The sequence below is a fragment of the Brachybacterium paraconglomeratum genome, assembly GCF_039541415.1.
Lineage (GTDB): Bacteria > Actinomycetota > Actinomycetes > Actinomycetales > Dermabacteraceae > Brachybacterium > Brachybacterium paraconglomeratum_A.
This window is the reverse complement of sequence record NZ_BAABGE010000003.1, coordinates 103674-118504: the sequence shown is the minus strand read 5'-3', so window position 1 is coordinate 118504 and position 14831 is coordinate 103674. Positions and strand designations below refer to the sequence as shown.

Here is a 14831-nt window from a genome sequence, read left to right as displayed (position 1 = left end):
GGGCAGCACTGAGGCATCAGCCCCTGGTATGACCTCGGTATGACTGCAACGGCGACCCCGGTCGCGCCCCGCATCCGACACCGCGACCACAGGGTGATGTCAGAGCGCCGCCCGTCACGGCAGGATCGTTCATGACCGACGACCTCCTCGTGAAGGAACCTGATGACTTCCCAGCCCCACGCCGCGCTCTCCTCCCCCAGCGGCCGCTCCGCTGCAGACGCCGCCCCGCCCGCCATCACCGCTCGCGCCGTCACTCGCACGTACGGCACCGGCGCCGGGATCGTGACCGCACTGGATGCCGTGGACCTCGAGATCGCCCGCGGCGAGTTCACCGCCATCATGGGCCCCTCCGGCTCCGGCAAGTCGACTCTGCTGCACAGCCTCGCAGGGCTCGACGTCGTCGACCACGGCTCCATCAGCATCGACGGCACCGAGATCACCACCCTGGGCGATGACGCGCTCACCACGCTCCGACGCGAACGTATCGGCTTCGTGTTCCAGTCCTTCAACCTGCTGCCGATGCTCACCGCCGAGCAGAACATCCTGCTGCCCCTCGAGCTCGCCGGGAAGCGCGTGGACCGCGCCTGGCTGGACACCATCACCTCTGCCTTCGGGATCACCGACCGGCTCTCCCACCTGCCTTCACAGCTCTCCGGCGGACAGGTGCAGCGTGTGGCCATCGCCCGCGCGCTGGTCACCTCCCCCGCAGTCGTCTTCGCCGACGAGCCCACCGGCAACCTCGACTCCCACACCACTGAGGAGGTCCTGCAGTTCCTGCGGCTGTCGGTGGATCAGTTCGCCCAGACGGTCGTGATGGTCACCCATGAGCGGGATGCCGCCGAGCGTGCCGACCGCATCATCACGCTGGCCGATGGCCGGATCGCCCATGACGAGAACCTGCGAGGGCAGCGCTGATGGCCCGTCGTGCTCCGGTGAAGCTCACCCCGCTGCGGCGGCACCTCGCGGCCGTCGTCACCATCGCGCTGTCCTGTGCCTTCGTCGCCGTGATGGTGCTGGCCGGGAACCTCATGCAGGCCTCGCTGCGCTCACAGGCCTCCCAGCAGTACGAGGGCGCTGACCTCGAGATCGTCCGTCCCCTGACCGATGACCAATGGATGTCCGAGCAGCCCCTCGAGGCGCCACAGATCGACGGTGCCGATGCCGTCTGGCCGCTTCTGAACGAGTACCTCCAGCTCACGTCCGCCGAGGGCACCAGTGCCTTCCTCTCACTCGCACTGCTGCCCCCGGGAGAGCAGGAGGCGGACTCCCTGCGGGAGGGAGTCCTGCCCACCTCAAGCTCCGAGATCGTCCTGGACACCGCCGCTGTGGACCAGCTCGGAGTCGGCCTCGGCGATATCGTGACCGTTCCGGCCGAGTGGACCCCGGGCGGTCAGGAGCTGCAGCTCACTGTGGTGGGCATCGCCCCGATCCCGCAGGGTGCAGTATTCGGCGGTACCCCGCGAGTCCTGATCCCCGAGACCAGCGCCGCCGACCTGCTCGGACCGCAGGCAGGCACCCTCACCGAGTCCTGGCTCGCCTCCGTGCCCGAGGGCACGGACCCCGCCGCCGTGGCCTCCGCCGCGAGCACGGGCGGTCTGGACGTGCGCACCGTCGAAGAGGCGGAGGACGAGACCGCCGGGAACTTCCTCGGGGACTTCGCGGTGCTGGGGATGATGCTCGCCGTCTTCGTCGTGATCGCCCTGTTCACCAGTGCCGTGGTCATCGCGAACACCTTCGCCGTGACCATCGCCCAGCGCACCCGGAGCCTGGCTCTGCTGCGCACTCTCGGCGCGACCCGCTCTCAGGTGCGCGGCGTCGTGCTGCGAGAGTCGCTGAGCGTCGGCCTGATCGGTGCCGCCGCCGGGATGATCGGCGGGCACCTCCTGGTGCAGCTCGCGCTGGCGGGCGCCGCCGGCATCGGCTGGCTGGACGGCGTGATGCTGGTTCCCTTCAGCATCTGGTCTGTCCTGCTGCCGCTGCTCGCCGGGGTGGTGATCACGCTGCTTGCAAGCCTCGCTCCGATGCGGTCGGCCACCAGGGTGGCGCCTCTCCAGGCGCTGCGGCCGGTTCCGCCAGCGGTGCGTCGCGGGCTCGGTCTGCGAGGCGTCCTCGGTCTGGTCGCCACAGTCCTCGGCATCGCAGTCATGGCTGGCGGCACCGCCCTGGCCATGACCTACTCGCCCTCGCTCGGCATCATGCTGGCGATGCTCGGTGGGGTGGCCAGCTTCACCGGGGTACTGCTGGCCCTGGTCGTCCTCACCCAGCCCCTCTCTGCCCTCGTCGGCCGAGCCATCGGCAAGATCGGCGGACTCCCGGCGCGGATCGCGAGCGCGAACGTCGCCCGCAATCCGCGGCGCAGCGCGGCGACGATCGCCGCGCTCCTGATCGGCACCACGCTGATGACGATGATGGCCGTCGGTGCCCGCACCGCCGAAGCGACGCTCATCTCGGAGCTCGACTCCCGGCGCCCGATCGACATGGTCATCTCCGCCGGCGAGATGCCTGCAGACGCCCTGGAACAGGTCCTCTCCATCAAGGGCATCGACACCGCCCACGAAGGGAGCCGAGGCGACATCCAGGTGGACGTCCCGGAGCCCATGACCCTCTACGGCATCTCTCCCGAGGCGGTGCGGGAAACTTCCCACCGACCCGGGATGGCCGACGAGCTCGTGGACGGCGTGGTCCTGCTGGGACAGGATCGCTCGGAGCGCTTCGGTGTCACCGATGGCCAGATCCTGCAGGTCGAGGGGACCGACGGCGCAGTGCACGAGCTGCGGGTCCAGGTCGATGCCAACCTGCAGATGTCCTTCGTGACCCCGACGACGTTCGAGGAGATCATCGGAGATGGGCCATCGGAATCGGCGATCTTCGGCGACTTCGCCGACCCCGGCACACCCCAGAGGGAGGGCGTCGATGCGCTCGACCTGGTCGGCTCCGTCGACGAGGTGATCATGGGCGAGGGCTTCTCCGAGGCGTCCGCGGACTTCGGCGGCACGGAGCGGGAGGCCTACGGCCAGATCCTCTCCATCCTGCTGGGGATCACCGTCGGGCTGCTCGCGGTCGCCGTGCTGGTCGCCCTGGTCGGTGTCGCCAACACGCTGAGCCTCGGCGTCATCGAACGGACCGGAGAGAACGCCCTGTTACGGGCGCTGGGCACCACTCGCGGGCAGATGCGCGCGATGCTCGCCTGGGAAGGTGTGCTGCTGGCACTGGTCGGGGCGGTGCTGGGCATCGTGATCGGCAGCGCCTACGGGATCCTGGGCATCAACGCCCTGCTGGGGTCCGCTTATCCCGTCACGATGACGATCCCCTGGGGACAGGTCGGCCTGGTGGTGCTGCTGGCCATCATCGCTGGCGGCCTCGCCTCGGTCCTCCCCGGGAACACTGCAGCCCGTACCGCCCCCGCCGCAGCCCTCGCGGAGAACGAGTGAGCTTCTGAGAGCGGCCGCTGTGCGAGAGCCACGGAAGGTTCCCGTGCAGCGGCTGGCCCTCAGTCGCCGCGCTGAATGCGCTGAGGCAGCGGAGTGGAGTGCACGAGCCGCGTCAGCAGCACGAACAGCGTGATCGCGAGGATCAGCGCGAGGGTTCCCTGCCAGTACATGGAAGCGTTGAGCATGCTTCCCCCCACCAAAGCCTGGAACAGCTGCCAGGTGATTCCCCATCCCAGCCCGAAACGCCCCCGCTGAAGGATCGAACGCGCGGCCAGTCCCAGCAGCAGCGCGAACAGGAGCAGGAACACCCCCAGACCTATCCCGAGGCGGGCGTGCAGGTCGCCGCCGGAGACCGCGACGAAGCAGTAGGTCGCGGCCGCTGCGAGCAGCAGGGCCTCGATGCCGAGCAGGAGGGCGACGATCGGGCGGCTGCGGGGGCTCGGGTCGGGACCGTCCGCAGAACCACCGCGGCGGTCATCTCGGGAGCTTCCGCGCGCGGAAGCATGGGTGTCTGTGGGCATGTGTGCACTGTAATCTCCGCGCCTGTGCCACCACGTCACCTCCCCCGGCCTCGCCATCCGACGGACGACCTGGCGCATGCTCAGGCAGGTGATGAAGCACCTTCCGCACCCGGATGCAACGCCTTCGTGCCAGGCATCACGCCTGATGCGGCCCGGACTCATGTGGTGTGGGAAGTGCCACCAGGCTTGCTCATCCTGGCCCTTGTCGACTGCACGGCCGCCCCAGAGAATGGAGATCTGCTCGTCGAGCTGATGGACATCGCGGGAGCATCCGCTCCCCGTCCTGCCCGAAGAGCCAGAGACCCGAGAACGCCCCATAGAGGGTGACCCTCGCCGCGCCACGCCCCACGGGGCGGGGTGGGGCGTCCTGGAAAGAGAGAGTGACGATGGACTGGCGCCACCGTGCCGAGTGCCTCAAGCATGATCCCGAGCTGTTCTTCCCGATCGGGAACACCGGACCGGCGATCACCCAGATCCAGGAAGCGAAGGCGGTGTGTCAGGGCTGCGACGTCATGACAGCCTGCCTCAAGTTCGCGCTCGAGACTGGCCAGGATTCTGGCGTCTGGGGCGGACTCTCCGAGGATGAACGCCGTTCCCTGAAGCGCCGCAACGCCCGCGCTCGCCGCGCCAGCTGATCGTCTCGGTCCTGCGGCACCCCCTCTGAGCGTGGCGCCGCAGGACCCAGCTGGACCTCTTGACCGACGCCACAGGCTCGGTTCCCGCCCGGCCTCAGCCCCGGCTCCATCCCGCCCTCTGCTCAGATCGTGAGCGGATCCAGGTAGACCTCGACCATCGCCCGGGTTCCGCCCTCCGGACGGTCCTCCCAGGTGAGAGTCCCGCCGAGCTGACCCTGCACCAGAGTCAGGGCGATGTTCGTCCCGAGGCCCGTGGGCTTCGCAGGCCCCATCCCCATGCCGTCATCCTCGATCGAGATGACGAGATGGGATCCGGTGCGATCGCTGCGAATGGTGAGCGTCCCTCCGGTCTCCGAGAGACCATGCTCCACCGCGTTGGTCGCGAGTTCGGTGACCACCAATGCCAAAGGCGTCGCTTCCTCCGCCCGGATGGACCCCACTCGGCCGATCTTCTGGGTGCGGACCTCGACCTGGGTGTCGGTCAGCTGCGGGGTCCCCGCGCGATGGACGGTGGCGCTCGCTGCATCCACCGCGAGCCGCAGGCAGCGGTCGATCACCTCGTCGAAGTGGACAGCCTCTTGAGACCCCTGGAGCAGCGACTCATGGACCAGTGCGATCGTCGAGACCCGTCGCATCGCCTCCGCGAGCGCCTCCCTCGCCTCGTCAGACTTCATCCGGCGCGACTGCATCCGCAGCAGCGCAGCCACCGTCTGCAGATTGTTCTTCACCCGGTGATGCACCTCGCGGATGGTCGCGTCCTTGGTGATCAGCTCGCGCTCTCGACGACGCAGCTCGGTCACGTCACGCACCAGGATCACCGCGCCGGTGCGACTCCCCTGCTCCGTCAGCGGCACCGCACGCAGTGAGAGGGTCCCGCCGCGGGCCTGCATGTCTGACCGCCAGGCGGCGCGACCCATCAGCACCAGCGGCAAGGACTCATCGACAGGAGAGCGAGACTGCAGCACTTCCGTGGAAAGCTCCGCGAGGGTGATGCCCTCCATATCGCCCGCGATGCCGAAACGATGGAAGGCCGAGCGTGCATTCGGGGAGGTCCACTGGACAATCCCCGCCTCATCGAGCTCGACCACGCCGTCGCCGACTCGCGGCGCACCACGCCGCGGCGGGATCGGAGCTCCCGCGATCGGGAAGGCACCGTTCTCGAGCATTCGCAGCAGGCGATCACCCAGCGCCCGCTGGTGGATCTCATTGTCGGAAGGCTGATGGTCAGCCTCGGGAACCTCTGCCGCCAGTGCAGCGAGGGTGCGGCCATTCTTGCGCACGGGGACCAGAGTCCCCACGGCGCGGCGGCCCTCGCGCTCGAGCTCGGTGGTGAGGCGGGACGACTCACCTCCAGCGAGCAGCCGGGCGATCTCAGGGCCCTGTTCACCACCATCGCTCGTGGTGCCCACCGGGTCCTCGTAGTAGACGGTGGGGCCGGTGGCGGGGCGGCAATGCGCGACGGCCAACGGGCCGTCATCCTCCTGGATCCAGAGCACGAGGTCGGCACGCAGAAGATCGGACAGCAGGTTCCAGTCACCGACCAGGTGCTGCAACCAATCCGCCTCCTTCTCGGAGAGACCACGATTATCGGCGAGGAACTTGGACAGGCTCGGCATGGAGACAGGATAGGCGTCTGCGTCACCGCCCCGGTGACCGTCCCACCGGCGGGCTGCTCCTCCGCACTGCTCTAGGCTGAGACCGACCCGTTCCGAGGAAGGACCAGGATGAAGCTTCGAGAAACTTTGCATCTCCCGCTTTCAGCGCACTCCGCAGCGGAGATGTACGCCGATCCGGACTACACCGAGATCCGCCGGCGCACGCTCGGCGCGGCGCAGGCGAGTTCCACGCGTGAGGGGAACCCCTCCGGCGCCTTCACAGTGCGCACCGAACTGTCGATGCCCACCGACCGGGTGCCGGACATGGTGCGGCCCTTCGTCGGCTCCTCGGTCACGATCCACGAGGAGCAGTCCTGGTCCGCACCCGAGCAGGACGGAAGTCGCCAGGGCACCATGCACTTGGATGTCGTCGGCACTCCCGCCGGACTCACCGCCACCCTGCGCCTCTCCGCTTCCGGGGACTCAGCCAGCACGGTCGAGATCGACGGGGATCTGGTCGCGAAGGTCCCGCTGCTGGGGCCGCGCCTGGAGAAGGCAGCGATCCCCTACGTCTCCACGGTGCTCCGCGCCGAAGAACGCTCGGCGAAGACCTACCGCGAGTCGGCGGCCAGCTGAGTCATCCTGCTGAGGGCGATCAGCTCCCGGAAGCGGCATCCAGGAAGGCGAGCGCATCGGTCGCCTCGCTGGTGTCGAACCACAGCAGGGCGGGATCGGTGTCGTCAGCGTCCGCAGCCGCCGCGTCCTGCTCGGTGACATGCAGGCTCGCGATCCTGGCCGAGGCCTCCTCCCGCAGGACGACACCGAAGACTCCCGCATCTTCGGCGGCAGGCGAGGGAGCGCCATCCTGTACATCTGCAGCGATCACGAGCGCCCTCGCGGTGCTCGGTCCCGCGCTGAAGGCGATATGGACGGCGTCCTGGAGTGCTTCGTACTCGAGGTCCTCCTCGTCCTCGCCGGGTCGGTCGGCACGGGCTTCGGCGGTCACTGCCCACGCGGCACGGCCCGCCTCGAGATCGACGCGGGTACCTGCAATCTCGAGCATTCGGCGGTCCTGGTCGGTCAGCGGAAGGTAGATCCTCATGGGAGCCATCTTCTCACCGGCTCCCCTCACCCAGGGCCGGGACACCCTGGCCGAGCAGAGCGGGAGAGGCCGCGAGATCCCGCAGTCCCTTGCGCAGCGCCGAACGCGGGGCGGTCTCGGCGAGCAGGGCACCGTCCCAGGCTGCGGTCCGGCAGGCGACAGGATCGTCCGGTAGAAGGTTCAAGGAGGCGACGGAGATCCTGGAGGCGATCAGATCCCGGATTCGATCGCCGGGAACGGGCGCACCCACCCTGTTGACCACGACATGGAGCTCTCCAACACCCAGCTCCTCGAGCCTGCTGTGCTCCCGCAGCAGTCGGGTGATGCTGATGGGGTCGGCGGTGACCACCGCGATCACCGCATCTGCCGCCTCGATCGCGCTGATCGCCGCGGCATTGCGCTGCGGCGCAGCGGTGTCGTAGCTGAGCTCTTCGTCCTCTTCGAGCACCGGTCCGATATCGGCGATGACGAGCCCGCTCCGATTCGCCAATGCTCCCCAGACTCCCTCCATCGAGGTGCGGCGCAGCTCAGCCCAGCGACCGGGAACCCCGATTCCGCTGAGCAGCCGCAGGCGGGGCTGGACCAGCGGCAGCAGCGACTCCAGTGTCTCCTCGTCCAGGGTGTCACGGTCGTGGGCCCGTGCCGCTGCGACCAGGCCGGGCGCCTCATCCAGCACTCCGAGCAGCTGGCTCTGCGAGGGGCCGTAGGTGTCCGCATCGACCAGCACCGTCTCCTCCCCTCCCGCTGCAGCCTCGGCAGCCAGATTCACCGCGATCAGAGACCGGCCGGGAGACCCCGTCGGCCCCCAGACCGCCACCATGCGCCCGGTCCTCGTGCGGTCGGGCTCCGAGGCCTCCTGCGTCCAGGAGTCCACCTCCTCTTCCTCCCCCGAGACCGCCGCTGTGACTGCGGCCAGGATCTCGTCGATCGAGGACTGCACGGGGAGGACCTGGCGCAGCCCGAGCCCCGTCTTCTCCGCGGTGTCCTCGGAGGTCAGCCCCACCACCGGGGCCTCGTGCATCATCGCCGCGATCGCATCGCGTCCCAGGCCTCGTACAGAGACGTCGATGAGCACCACGTCGCCGATGCCTGCCGCGGTCACCGCGAGAGTCTCAGCCAGGTCTGCGCAGCGGCGCACCACCCGGGCCGTGCGGTCGCGATCCACCGCGAGATCGTGGACTATCCGGACCTCGTCGCTGCCCGAAGCGCAGAGCACGATGTCGATCATGGTGCGAGCCCATGAGCGCCGGGGACGCCGATCACGTCCAGCCGCTCATCTTTCGAGAGCACCTCGAGCACCTCACCCACGCTGCCGCTGGGCACCAGCACCTCGACGGCCATCGATCGCATGCCCAGTGAGCTGCCCTCATCGATGCGTCGGACCACGGCGTCGGGGACCAGCAGCACTGCCTGCACCTCTTCAGAGTCCGCACTGGTCGGAGCAGTGTGCCAGAGCTCCACAGTGGCACCGGGGACCACGGACTCCGCCACGGTCGCGTCCACCGGGACCACCACAGGTCGCAACGTCACATCAGTGGCCTGTCCGATCGCGGATATCGGGAGCAGCTCACCCTCCTGCACGGTGCGGGTGGCGACCGCGCCGGCGGGAATGGAATTCATGGTGCCGGCATAGACCTCTGTCTGATCCCCGAGCCTCATCTCCACCACCACCAGGTCTGCAGCATCGATCGGGTCCCCGGGCACGATCGGAGAGCGGGCCACCAGAACTGGCGTCGTCTCGGAGAGTCGGGAGACCAGCAATGCCCCCATCAGCACGCTCGCGACCACCAGGATGATCCCCACGATCAGACGCGGATCCTTCCATCGTGGTCGGCGCAACCTCATCATCGGTGCGGTAGCCCCCACTGCCCTCTCCTGACCCCTCGCTCAGGCCCCGCGGCGCAGGGACCTTCCGGGAGGCTACGACAGCAGCGGCTCCGATGGGGCCGGTGCGGGCGCATTGTGGAAATCCGACTGCTCGAGACGCAGTGGCGGAGTCTGTCCACAGCGGTGGAAACGGCCAGGGGCGAGGATGAGAGAATGGCCGGGCACACCTCCAGGTGCTCCGCTCGGAAGGATCGTCGATGTCGCCACGTTTCGTCCCGTTGTCTGATGTGGCGGAGACACTCTCCATCTCCGCATCCCAGGCGTATGCCCTGGTGCGCTCCGGAGAGCTGCGGGCGATCAAGGTCGGCGGGCGGGGTCAGTGGCGGGTCGAGGTCACAGAGCTGGAGTCATACATCCAGCGCAGCTATGAGGCGACCGCGAGCATCCTCGAGGAGGAGCGCCAGCGGGAGCAGCTGAAGTCCAGCGGAACGAACTGACGGCTCGCGAGACATCGACGCCCGCACAGCTCTCCCTCTGCGCCTGCTTCCCGGTACCGGGAATTCAGCGGGGCAGCACAGCCTGCAGTGCCGAGATCGCCACGGTGAGCCGCTCTGACCCTGGCACCAGTACCGATTCCCCGGTAGGCAGCGCTTGGAGATCCAGGGTGTCGGCACCTACCGCCGCGATCCGGCCGATCACTCCACCGGCGAGGGTCTCCAGTCGCACGATGCTGCGGTCCCTCGCGATCTCGCGGAGGATGGATCCCAGTCCGAGCGGTGAACGCAAGGACTCCTCGGGCAGACGCGCCCTCGTCGGGAGCCCATGCACGATCACGATCGCGCGGAGCGGGACGACGGTCCGCTGACCTCCTGCGCCCTCACGCAGCGTGACCCAGTCCGCACCGATCTCATCGACGGTGCCGCTGAGGCGCAATCCTGAGCCGACGTGGAGCGTCAGCAGCTGCGCCCCAGCGCCTCGGAGTCGGTCTGCCAGCGTGAGCTGGGCGCGCTCTGCTCGGGTCAGGTCCTCCGAGACGGCACGCATCTCCTGCTGCTCGTGATGGGCGAACCGTCCCTCGAGGTCCTCGAAGATCCGCTCGAATCGCATGCCGCCACTCTAAGCGCCTGCCCGGGGCATCAGCGCCTGTCCAGATTCGTTCCTCCCCACCTGCCGATCATCCACACGCCACCGCGACGCCATTGCGTCCTGCGTCACAACGCGCTAACTTGCTCCTATCTGGAATCAACATCATCAAACTGCATCAAACTGCATCGAACTTCATCAAACGACAACATTGACACGGCTTCGTCGCAGGCATTGACGGGCCATCACAGCCAGGGGCTTCCATGGGGGATGACAGCACGGACAACTCGACGGCCACCACGCAGACGCACGCAGGGGTCACCCTTCTGTGCACTGTGCTCGCGGCGGGCGGTGCCGTCGCTATGGCGATGTCCGCCGATTCGCTGCGGAGAACAGCACAGGCCTCGTACGCAGACCAAGCCTTGATCGGAGGGGTGCTGGCCGTTCTCGCTGCACTCGGCGCTCTGCTCTGCCTCTACCTCGCCGCCATCTGGGGGCTTGCCACGGCAATCCTGCTGGCGGGGCCGGCTACTCGGACCGGCGCTGCATCGCTGGTGGCGCTGCGGCTGCTGGCACCCCGGCTCGCCCAGCGGGTGGCCACCGGAGCCGCTCTTGCGACCACAGCCACCGCGCTCGTGCTCACCCCGGCGATGGCGAGCGAAGGAGATGCCGCGTCCTCAGCGCTCAGCGAGCAGGCTCCCGCCCAAGCCTCCCAGCTGCTTCCCACGGACTCGCCCATCCCGACCCCCGCATCGGACGCAGCTGGGCCCGGCACCGGCCCTATTGATGGGCGTGACGGACCCCGAAGCACAGCCCTCCTGCCTCCACTGGGCTGGGGCGAGGAGAGCCCTGCCCCTCAGACAGTGCCCGATGAGCCGGCCGCCACGGTGTCGAGCTCGTCCGCCCCCGCCACCCCGACGATGCCCACCTCGGCACGCAGCACGACGACGACGTCGACTCCGCACACGGTGATCGTGCGCAGCGGAGACAGTCTATGGAGCATCACGGACGAACTGCTCGGCCCCGGAACGACAGCCGCCGCCGAGATCTCCACGTCCTGGCCGTTGCTGCATGCGGCCAACCAGGAGGTGATCGGGGCAGACCCCGACCGCCTGCTCCCTGGAATGGAACTCACCGTCCCCCACTCACTGATCACTAAGGACATGCCATGAGTGCCACAGATCAACGCCCCGTCCCGCAGGTCCCGGGCCCCGGAAATGCCGAGGACGCCAGAGACTATGCCCCCGACGATCCACGAGCGATAGAGCACCTGATCGTGCCGGTAGCCCGGCGCGCTGTCGAGATCGTGCGTGACATGCGTCCGGAGAACTCACTGACGCGACTGGTCACACCGGAGATCAGCCAACAGCTCGCGCGTCGAGCTGCCCTGACCCGTCGCCTCCGTGCCACCACCGGTTTCGCGCCTGCGCGAGCTCTGATGGTGACAGGGGTGCGGATCTGCATCGTCAACGAGCACACCGTCGAAGCCAGCTGCGTGCTCAGAGAGCCCGACCGAGCGAGATTCCTGGCCATGCGCTGGGAACTGCGGCACACAGGGTGGCGCGTGACGGTGCTGGAGATCGGATGAATCAGCGGCGGCGGCGCTTCGCCCTCCGCTGAGCCCGATTCTTGCTGTCCTCCTGCGGAGCGCCCTCGGGCTTGTCCTGCTCCTTGTCGTGCGCTCCCGACTCGCCCGGCTCGCCGTGGTGATGACGAGCATTATGACGGCGCTGCGCCCGAGAAAGGGTCGAGGAGTCCTGCACCCCACTGCCCTCCGCAGAGGTGTACCGAAGCTGACGCTCCCCCGGCCCATCATCCAGCCCCTTCGCGCGCAGGACGACGCTCCGCTCCTGCGCCAACTGCTCGGTGGACGTGCCGCTCTCGCCGTCTGCACCCTCGGCCTCGTCATCGCCGGCCGCGTCCGAGCCGGCCTTCACAGGGGCAACCGTCTCGGAGCTCTCGGTCGCGGCACTCTTTCCGCTGGCCGCAGTGCTCTTCGCAGCAGCTGCAGCAGCGACCTTCGTAGCGCTGCGCAGCAGATCGCTGACGGCCTTCGGGACCACCGGGTCGGCCTTCTCGACCTGCACCTCGAGGTGGTAGACGTAGCCGACCACGTCTTCCTTCACACCAGCCATCATGTCGTTGAACATGAGATGGCCCTCGCGTTCGTACTCGATGAGCGGGTCACGCTGGGCCATCGCCCGCAGGCCGATGCCCTCCTTGAGATAGTCCATCTCGTAGAGGTGCTCGCGCCAACGCCGATCCATCACGGACAGCAGCACACGACGCTGCAGCTGCCTCAGACCCTCTTCGCCCAGCTCCTCCTCGCGCTTCTCATAGGCGACGCGGGCATCGGCCAGGATCTCCGCCTTCAGCACCTTCGCCTCGAGGTTCTCCTTCCCGCCCACCTCCTCGATGAGTTCGTCAGCGGTGAGCGAGACCGGATATGCGGGACGCAGGGCGCCCCACAGCTCCTCCAGATCGACATCCTCCGCAGGCTTGCCGCGCGTGTGGGCGTCGACGGTGCCCCCGATCACCTCGTCGATGAAGCGCTCGACGTGCTCGTCGAGATCTTCGCCTTCGAGAATCCGCGAGCGCTCCTCATAGAACTTCTTGCGCTGCTTGGTCAGCACGTCGTCGTACTTCAGAACGTTCTTGCGGATCTCGGCGTTGCGTGACTCGATCGAGTTCTGCGCGCGCTGGATCGCGCCGGAGACCATACGGCCGGTCAGCGGGATCGACTCGTCCACACCGCCGCGGGCCAGCAGGGACTCCGCCGCCCCGGAGTTGAACAGCCGCATCAGGTCATCCTGGAGAGAGAGGTAGAAGCGAGACTCCCCCGGGTCGCCCTGACGGCCGGAGCGGCCGCGCAGCTGATTGTCGATGCGGCGCGATTCGTGGCGTTCGGTGCCCAGCACGTAGAGACCACCGATCTCGACGACCTCGTCGTGCTGCTCAGCGACAGCTTCCTTGGCGCGTACGAGTTCCTCGTCCCAGGCCTTCTCGTACGCCTCCCGGTCCTCCTCAGCATCCATGCCGCGCTTCTCGAGCTCCGCATGGGCCATGAACTCGACGTTGCCGCCGAGCATGATGTCGGTGCCGCGGCCGGCCATATTCGTGGCAACGGTGACGGCACCCTTCGCACCTGCCATCGCGACGATCGCGGCTTCTCCCGCGTGGTTCTTCGCGTTCAGCACTTCGTGCTCGACGCCCTGGGCGGTGAGCAGCTTGGCAAGATACTCGGACTTCTCGACGCTGGTGGTACCCACCAGCACAGGCTGGCCCTTCTCATGACGTTCGACGATGTCCTCGACGACGGCCTCGAACTTCGCCTTCTCGGTGCGGTAGATGCGGTCGGCTTCATCCGCACGCTGCATCTCGCGGTGGGTGGGGATCGGCACCACACCCAGGTTGTAGGTGTTCATGAACTCGGCGGCCTCGGTCTCGGCCGTGCCGGTCATGCCTGCGAGCTTCTCGTAGAGCTTGAAGTAGTTCTGAAGGGTGATCGTGGCGAGAGTCTGGTTCTCCGCCTTGATCTTCACGCCCTCCTTCGCCTCGATCGCCTGGTGCATGCCCTCGTTGTAGCGGCGACCGGCGAGGATGCGACCGGTGTGCTCGTCAACGATCATCACCTCGCCGTTGAGGACCACATAGTCCTTGTCCTTCTTGAACAGCTCCTTGGCCTTGATGGCGTTGTTGAGGAAGCCGATCAGCGGGGTGTTGAGCGATTCGTAGAGGTTGTCGATGCCGAGGTGGTCCTCGACCTTGTCGATCCCGGACTCGAGCACGCCGACGGTGCGCTTCTTCTCGTCGACCTCATAGTCGCGGTCCTGACGCAGCAGCTTGACGACCTTCGCGAACTCGCTGAACCACTTGTTCGCGTCCCCGGAGCCGGGTCCGGAGATGATCAGCGGGGTGCGTGCCTCATCGATGAGGATCGAGTCGACCTCGTCGACGATCGCGTAGCTGTGTCCTCGCTGGACCCTGTCCTCCGGGGTGAGAGACATGTTGTCGCGCAGATAGTCGAAGCCGAACTCGTTGTTCGTGCCGTAGGTGATGTCTGCGTTGTACTGCTCGCGTCGCTCTGCGGGGGTCATGCCGGACTTGATGACTCCGGTGGTCAGGCCCAGGGCGCGGAAGACGCGGCCCATCAGGTCGCTCTGGTAGCCGGCGAGGTAGTCGTTCACGGTGATCACGTGCACGCCCTTGCCGGCGAGCGCGTTGAGATAGGCGGGGAGGGTCGCCACCAGGGTCTTGCCCTCGCCGGTCTTCATCTCGGCGATGCGACCGCGGTGCAGCGCCGCTCCGCCCATGATCTGCACGTCGTACGGTCGCTGGCCCAGCGTGCGGTGAGCTGCCTCGCGCACTGCGGCGAACGCCTCGACCATCACGTCGTCAAGAGTCTCACCCTCTTCGAGCCGCTCCTTGAAGTGGTCGGTCTCGGCACGGAGCTCGTCATCGGTGAGCTCGCTGAAGACATCCCCGGCTTCCCCCACTCGCTGGGCGATGGCTTCGAGCCTGCGCACTTCCCGGCCTTCGCCGGCGCGCAGGATCTTGTCGAAGAGGTTGACCACTCGTGCTCCCGTAGATCTCGTGTACACCCCGTAGGGCGGCTGATGCCTGACCCATCGTATGCG

At 67.7% G+C, this 14831-nt stretch carries 14 protein-coding genes; 7 read left to right on the top strand and 7 right to left on the bottom strand.

Translation table 11 applies throughout. The annotated features are described in order from the left end of the window. The first annotated feature begins 162 nt into the window (after positions 1-162). Both ABD893_RS04460 and ABD893_RS04455 read left to right on the top strand, forming a co-directional pair. Positions 163-915 (top strand): ABC transporter ATP-binding protein, encoded by a 753-nt coding sequence (locus tag ABD893_RS04460; RefSeq protein WP_345076346.1) that lies wholly within the window; start codon positions 163-165, stop codon positions 913-915. After that, the gene (locus tag ABD893_RS04455) at positions 915-3431 is read left to right on the top strand and encodes an ABC transporter permease (protein ID WP_345076345.1); all 2517 of its coding nucleotides are present in this window, start codon (positions 915-917) and stop codon (positions 3429-3431) included. Before ABD893_RS04460 ends, ABD893_RS04455 begins: the two co-directional genes overlap by 1 nt. A 59-nt stretch (positions 3432-3490) precedes the next feature. Here the strand turns inward: ABD893_RS04455 and ABD893_RS04450 are convergent, their stop codons facing one another. Next, on the bottom strand, positions 3491-3952 hold the full coding sequence (locus ABD893_RS04450) for a hypothetical protein (RefSeq protein WP_345076344.1): 462 nt from the start codon (positions 3950-3952) through the stop codon (positions 3491-3493). A gap of 386 nt (positions 3953-4338) precedes the next feature. Here ABD893_RS04450 and ABD893_RS04445 point away from each other — a divergent pair, with 386 nt between their 5' ends. Next, the gene (locus ABD893_RS04445) at positions 4339-4587 is read left to right on the top strand and encodes a WhiB family transcriptional regulator (protein ID WP_299304496.1); all 249 of its coding nucleotides are present in this window, start codon (positions 4339-4341) and stop codon (positions 4585-4587) included. A 122-nt stretch (positions 4588-4709) separates the two neighbouring features. Here ABD893_RS04445 and ABD893_RS04440 read toward each other — a convergent pair whose 3' ends face one another. Next, positions 4710-6203, bottom strand: coding sequence for a sensor histidine kinase (locus tag ABD893_RS04440; protein ID WP_345076343.1), 1494 nt, complete (start codon positions 6201-6203; stop codon positions 4710-4712). A 108-nt stretch (positions 6204-6311) separates the two neighbouring features. On the opposite strand from ABD893_RS04440, the gene ABD893_RS04435 reads away from it, so the two are divergent. Next, entirely contained in the window at positions 6312-6818 is a 507-nt protein-coding gene (locus ABD893_RS04435) for a DUF2505 domain-containing protein (RefSeq protein ID WP_345076342.1), read from the top strand. A gap of 19 nt (positions 6819-6837) precedes the next feature. Here ABD893_RS04435 and ABD893_RS04430 read toward each other — a convergent pair whose 3' ends face one another. Genes ABD893_RS04430 through ABD893_RS04420 form a run of 3 tightly spaced genes read right to left on the bottom strand, consistent with a single transcriptional unit; the run spans position 6838 to position 9150 of the window. After that, positions 6838-7284, bottom strand: coding sequence for a DUF6912 family protein (locus ABD893_RS04430; protein WP_345076341.1), 447 nt, complete (start codon positions 7282-7284; stop codon positions 6838-6840). A 13-nt stretch (positions 7285-7297) separates the two neighbouring features. Continuing rightward, entirely contained in the window at positions 7298-8512 is a 1215-nt protein-coding gene (locus ABD893_RS04425; protein WP_345076340.1) for a CpaE/TadZ family protein, read from the bottom strand. Continuing rightward, positions 8509-9150, bottom strand: coding sequence for an SAF domain-containing protein (locus tag ABD893_RS04420; RefSeq protein ID WP_345076339.1), 642 nt, complete (start codon positions 9148-9150; stop codon positions 8509-8511). Before ABD893_RS04420 ends, ABD893_RS04425 begins: the two co-directional genes overlap by 4 nt. Before the next feature lie 218 nt (positions 9151-9368). On the opposite strand from ABD893_RS04420, the gene ABD893_RS04415 reads away from it, so the two are divergent. Beyond that, complete coding sequence (locus ABD893_RS04415; RefSeq protein WP_345076338.1) at positions 9369-9608, top strand: helix-turn-helix domain-containing protein; 240 nt, start codon at positions 9369-9371, stop codon at positions 9606-9608. 64 nt (positions 9609-9672) lie between these two features. Here the strand turns inward: ABD893_RS04415 and ABD893_RS04410 are convergent, their stop codons facing one another. Beyond that, on the bottom strand, positions 9673-10218 hold the full coding sequence (locus ABD893_RS04410; protein ID WP_345076337.1) for a hypothetical protein: 546 nt from the start codon (positions 10216-10218) through the stop codon (positions 9673-9675). 239 nt (positions 10219-10457) lie between these two features. On the opposite strand from ABD893_RS04410, the gene ABD893_RS04405 reads away from it, so the two are divergent. Together ABD893_RS04405 and ABD893_RS04400 are read left to right on the top strand one after the other, a co-directional pair. Further along, positions 10458-11366 carry a LysM peptidoglycan-binding domain-containing protein gene (locus ABD893_RS04405; protein ID WP_345076336.1) on the top strand — a complete coding sequence of 303 codons (909 nt, stop codon included), beginning with the start codon at positions 10458-10460 and terminating at the stop codon, positions 11364-11366. Continuing rightward, the gene (locus tag ABD893_RS04400; protein ID WP_345076335.1) at positions 11363-11782 is read left to right on the top strand and encodes an Rv3235 family protein; all 420 of its coding nucleotides are present in this window, start codon (positions 11363-11365) and stop codon (positions 11780-11782) included. The genes ABD893_RS04405 and ABD893_RS04400 overlap by 4 nt, the downstream gene beginning before the upstream one ends. A 1-nt stretch (position 11783) precedes the next feature. Here the strand turns inward: ABD893_RS04400 and secA are convergent, their stop codons facing one another. Beyond that, positions 11784-14768, bottom strand: coding sequence for a preprotein translocase subunit SecA (gene secA, locus ABD893_RS04395; protein ID WP_345076334.1), 2985 nt, complete (start codon positions 14766-14768; stop codon positions 11784-11786). Positions 14769-14831 lie beyond the last annotated feature (63 nt).

Excerpts from the sequence above, each read along its gene's own strand:
- ABD893_RS04445 (WP_299304496.1), top strand. The coding sequence starts at position 4,339 with ATGGACTGGCGCCACCGTGCCGAGTGCCTCAAGCATGATCCCGAGCTG.
- ABD893_RS04400 (WP_345076335.1), top strand. The coding sequence starts at position 11,363 with ATGAGTGCCACAGATCAACGCCCCGTCCCGCAGGTCCCGGGCCCCGGA.
- ABD893_RS04455 (WP_345076345.1), top strand. The coding sequence starts at position 915 with ATGGCCCGTCGTGCTCCGGTGAAGCTCACCCCGCTGCGGCGGCACCTC.
- ABD893_RS04405 (WP_345076336.1), top strand. The coding sequence starts at position 10,458 with ATGGGGGATGACAGCACGGACAACTCGACGGCCACCACGCAGACGCAC.
- ABD893_RS04415 (WP_345076338.1), top strand. The coding sequence starts at position 9,369 with ATGTCGCCACGTTTCGTCCCGTTGTCTGATGTGGCGGAGACACTCTCC.
- ABD893_RS04425 (WP_345076340.1), bottom strand. The coding sequence starts at position 8,512 with ATGATCGACATCGTGCTCTGCGCTTCGGGCAGCGACGAGGTCCGGATA.
- ABD893_RS04440 (WP_345076343.1), bottom strand. The coding sequence starts at position 6,203 with ATGCCGAGCCTGTCCAAGTTCCTCGCCGATAATCGTGGTCTCTCCGAG.
- ABD893_RS04430 (WP_345076341.1), bottom strand. The coding sequence starts at position 7,284 with ATGAGGATCTACCTTCCGCTGACCGACCAGGACCGCCGAATGCTCGAG.
- ABD893_RS04460 (WP_345076346.1), top strand. The coding sequence starts at position 163 with ATGACTTCCCAGCCCCACGCCGCGCTCTCCTCCCCCAGCGGCCGCTCC.
- ABD893_RS04410 (WP_345076337.1), bottom strand. The coding sequence starts at position 10,218 with ATGCGATTCGAGCGGATCTTCGAGGACCTCGAGGGACGGTTCGCCCAT.
- ABD893_RS04450 (WP_345076344.1), bottom strand. The coding sequence starts at position 3,952 with ATGCCCACAGACACCCATGCTTCCGCGCGCGGAAGCTCCCGAGATGAC.
- ABD893_RS04435 (WP_345076342.1), top strand. The coding sequence starts at position 6,312 with ATGAAGCTTCGAGAAACTTTGCATCTCCCGCTTTCAGCGCACTCCGCA.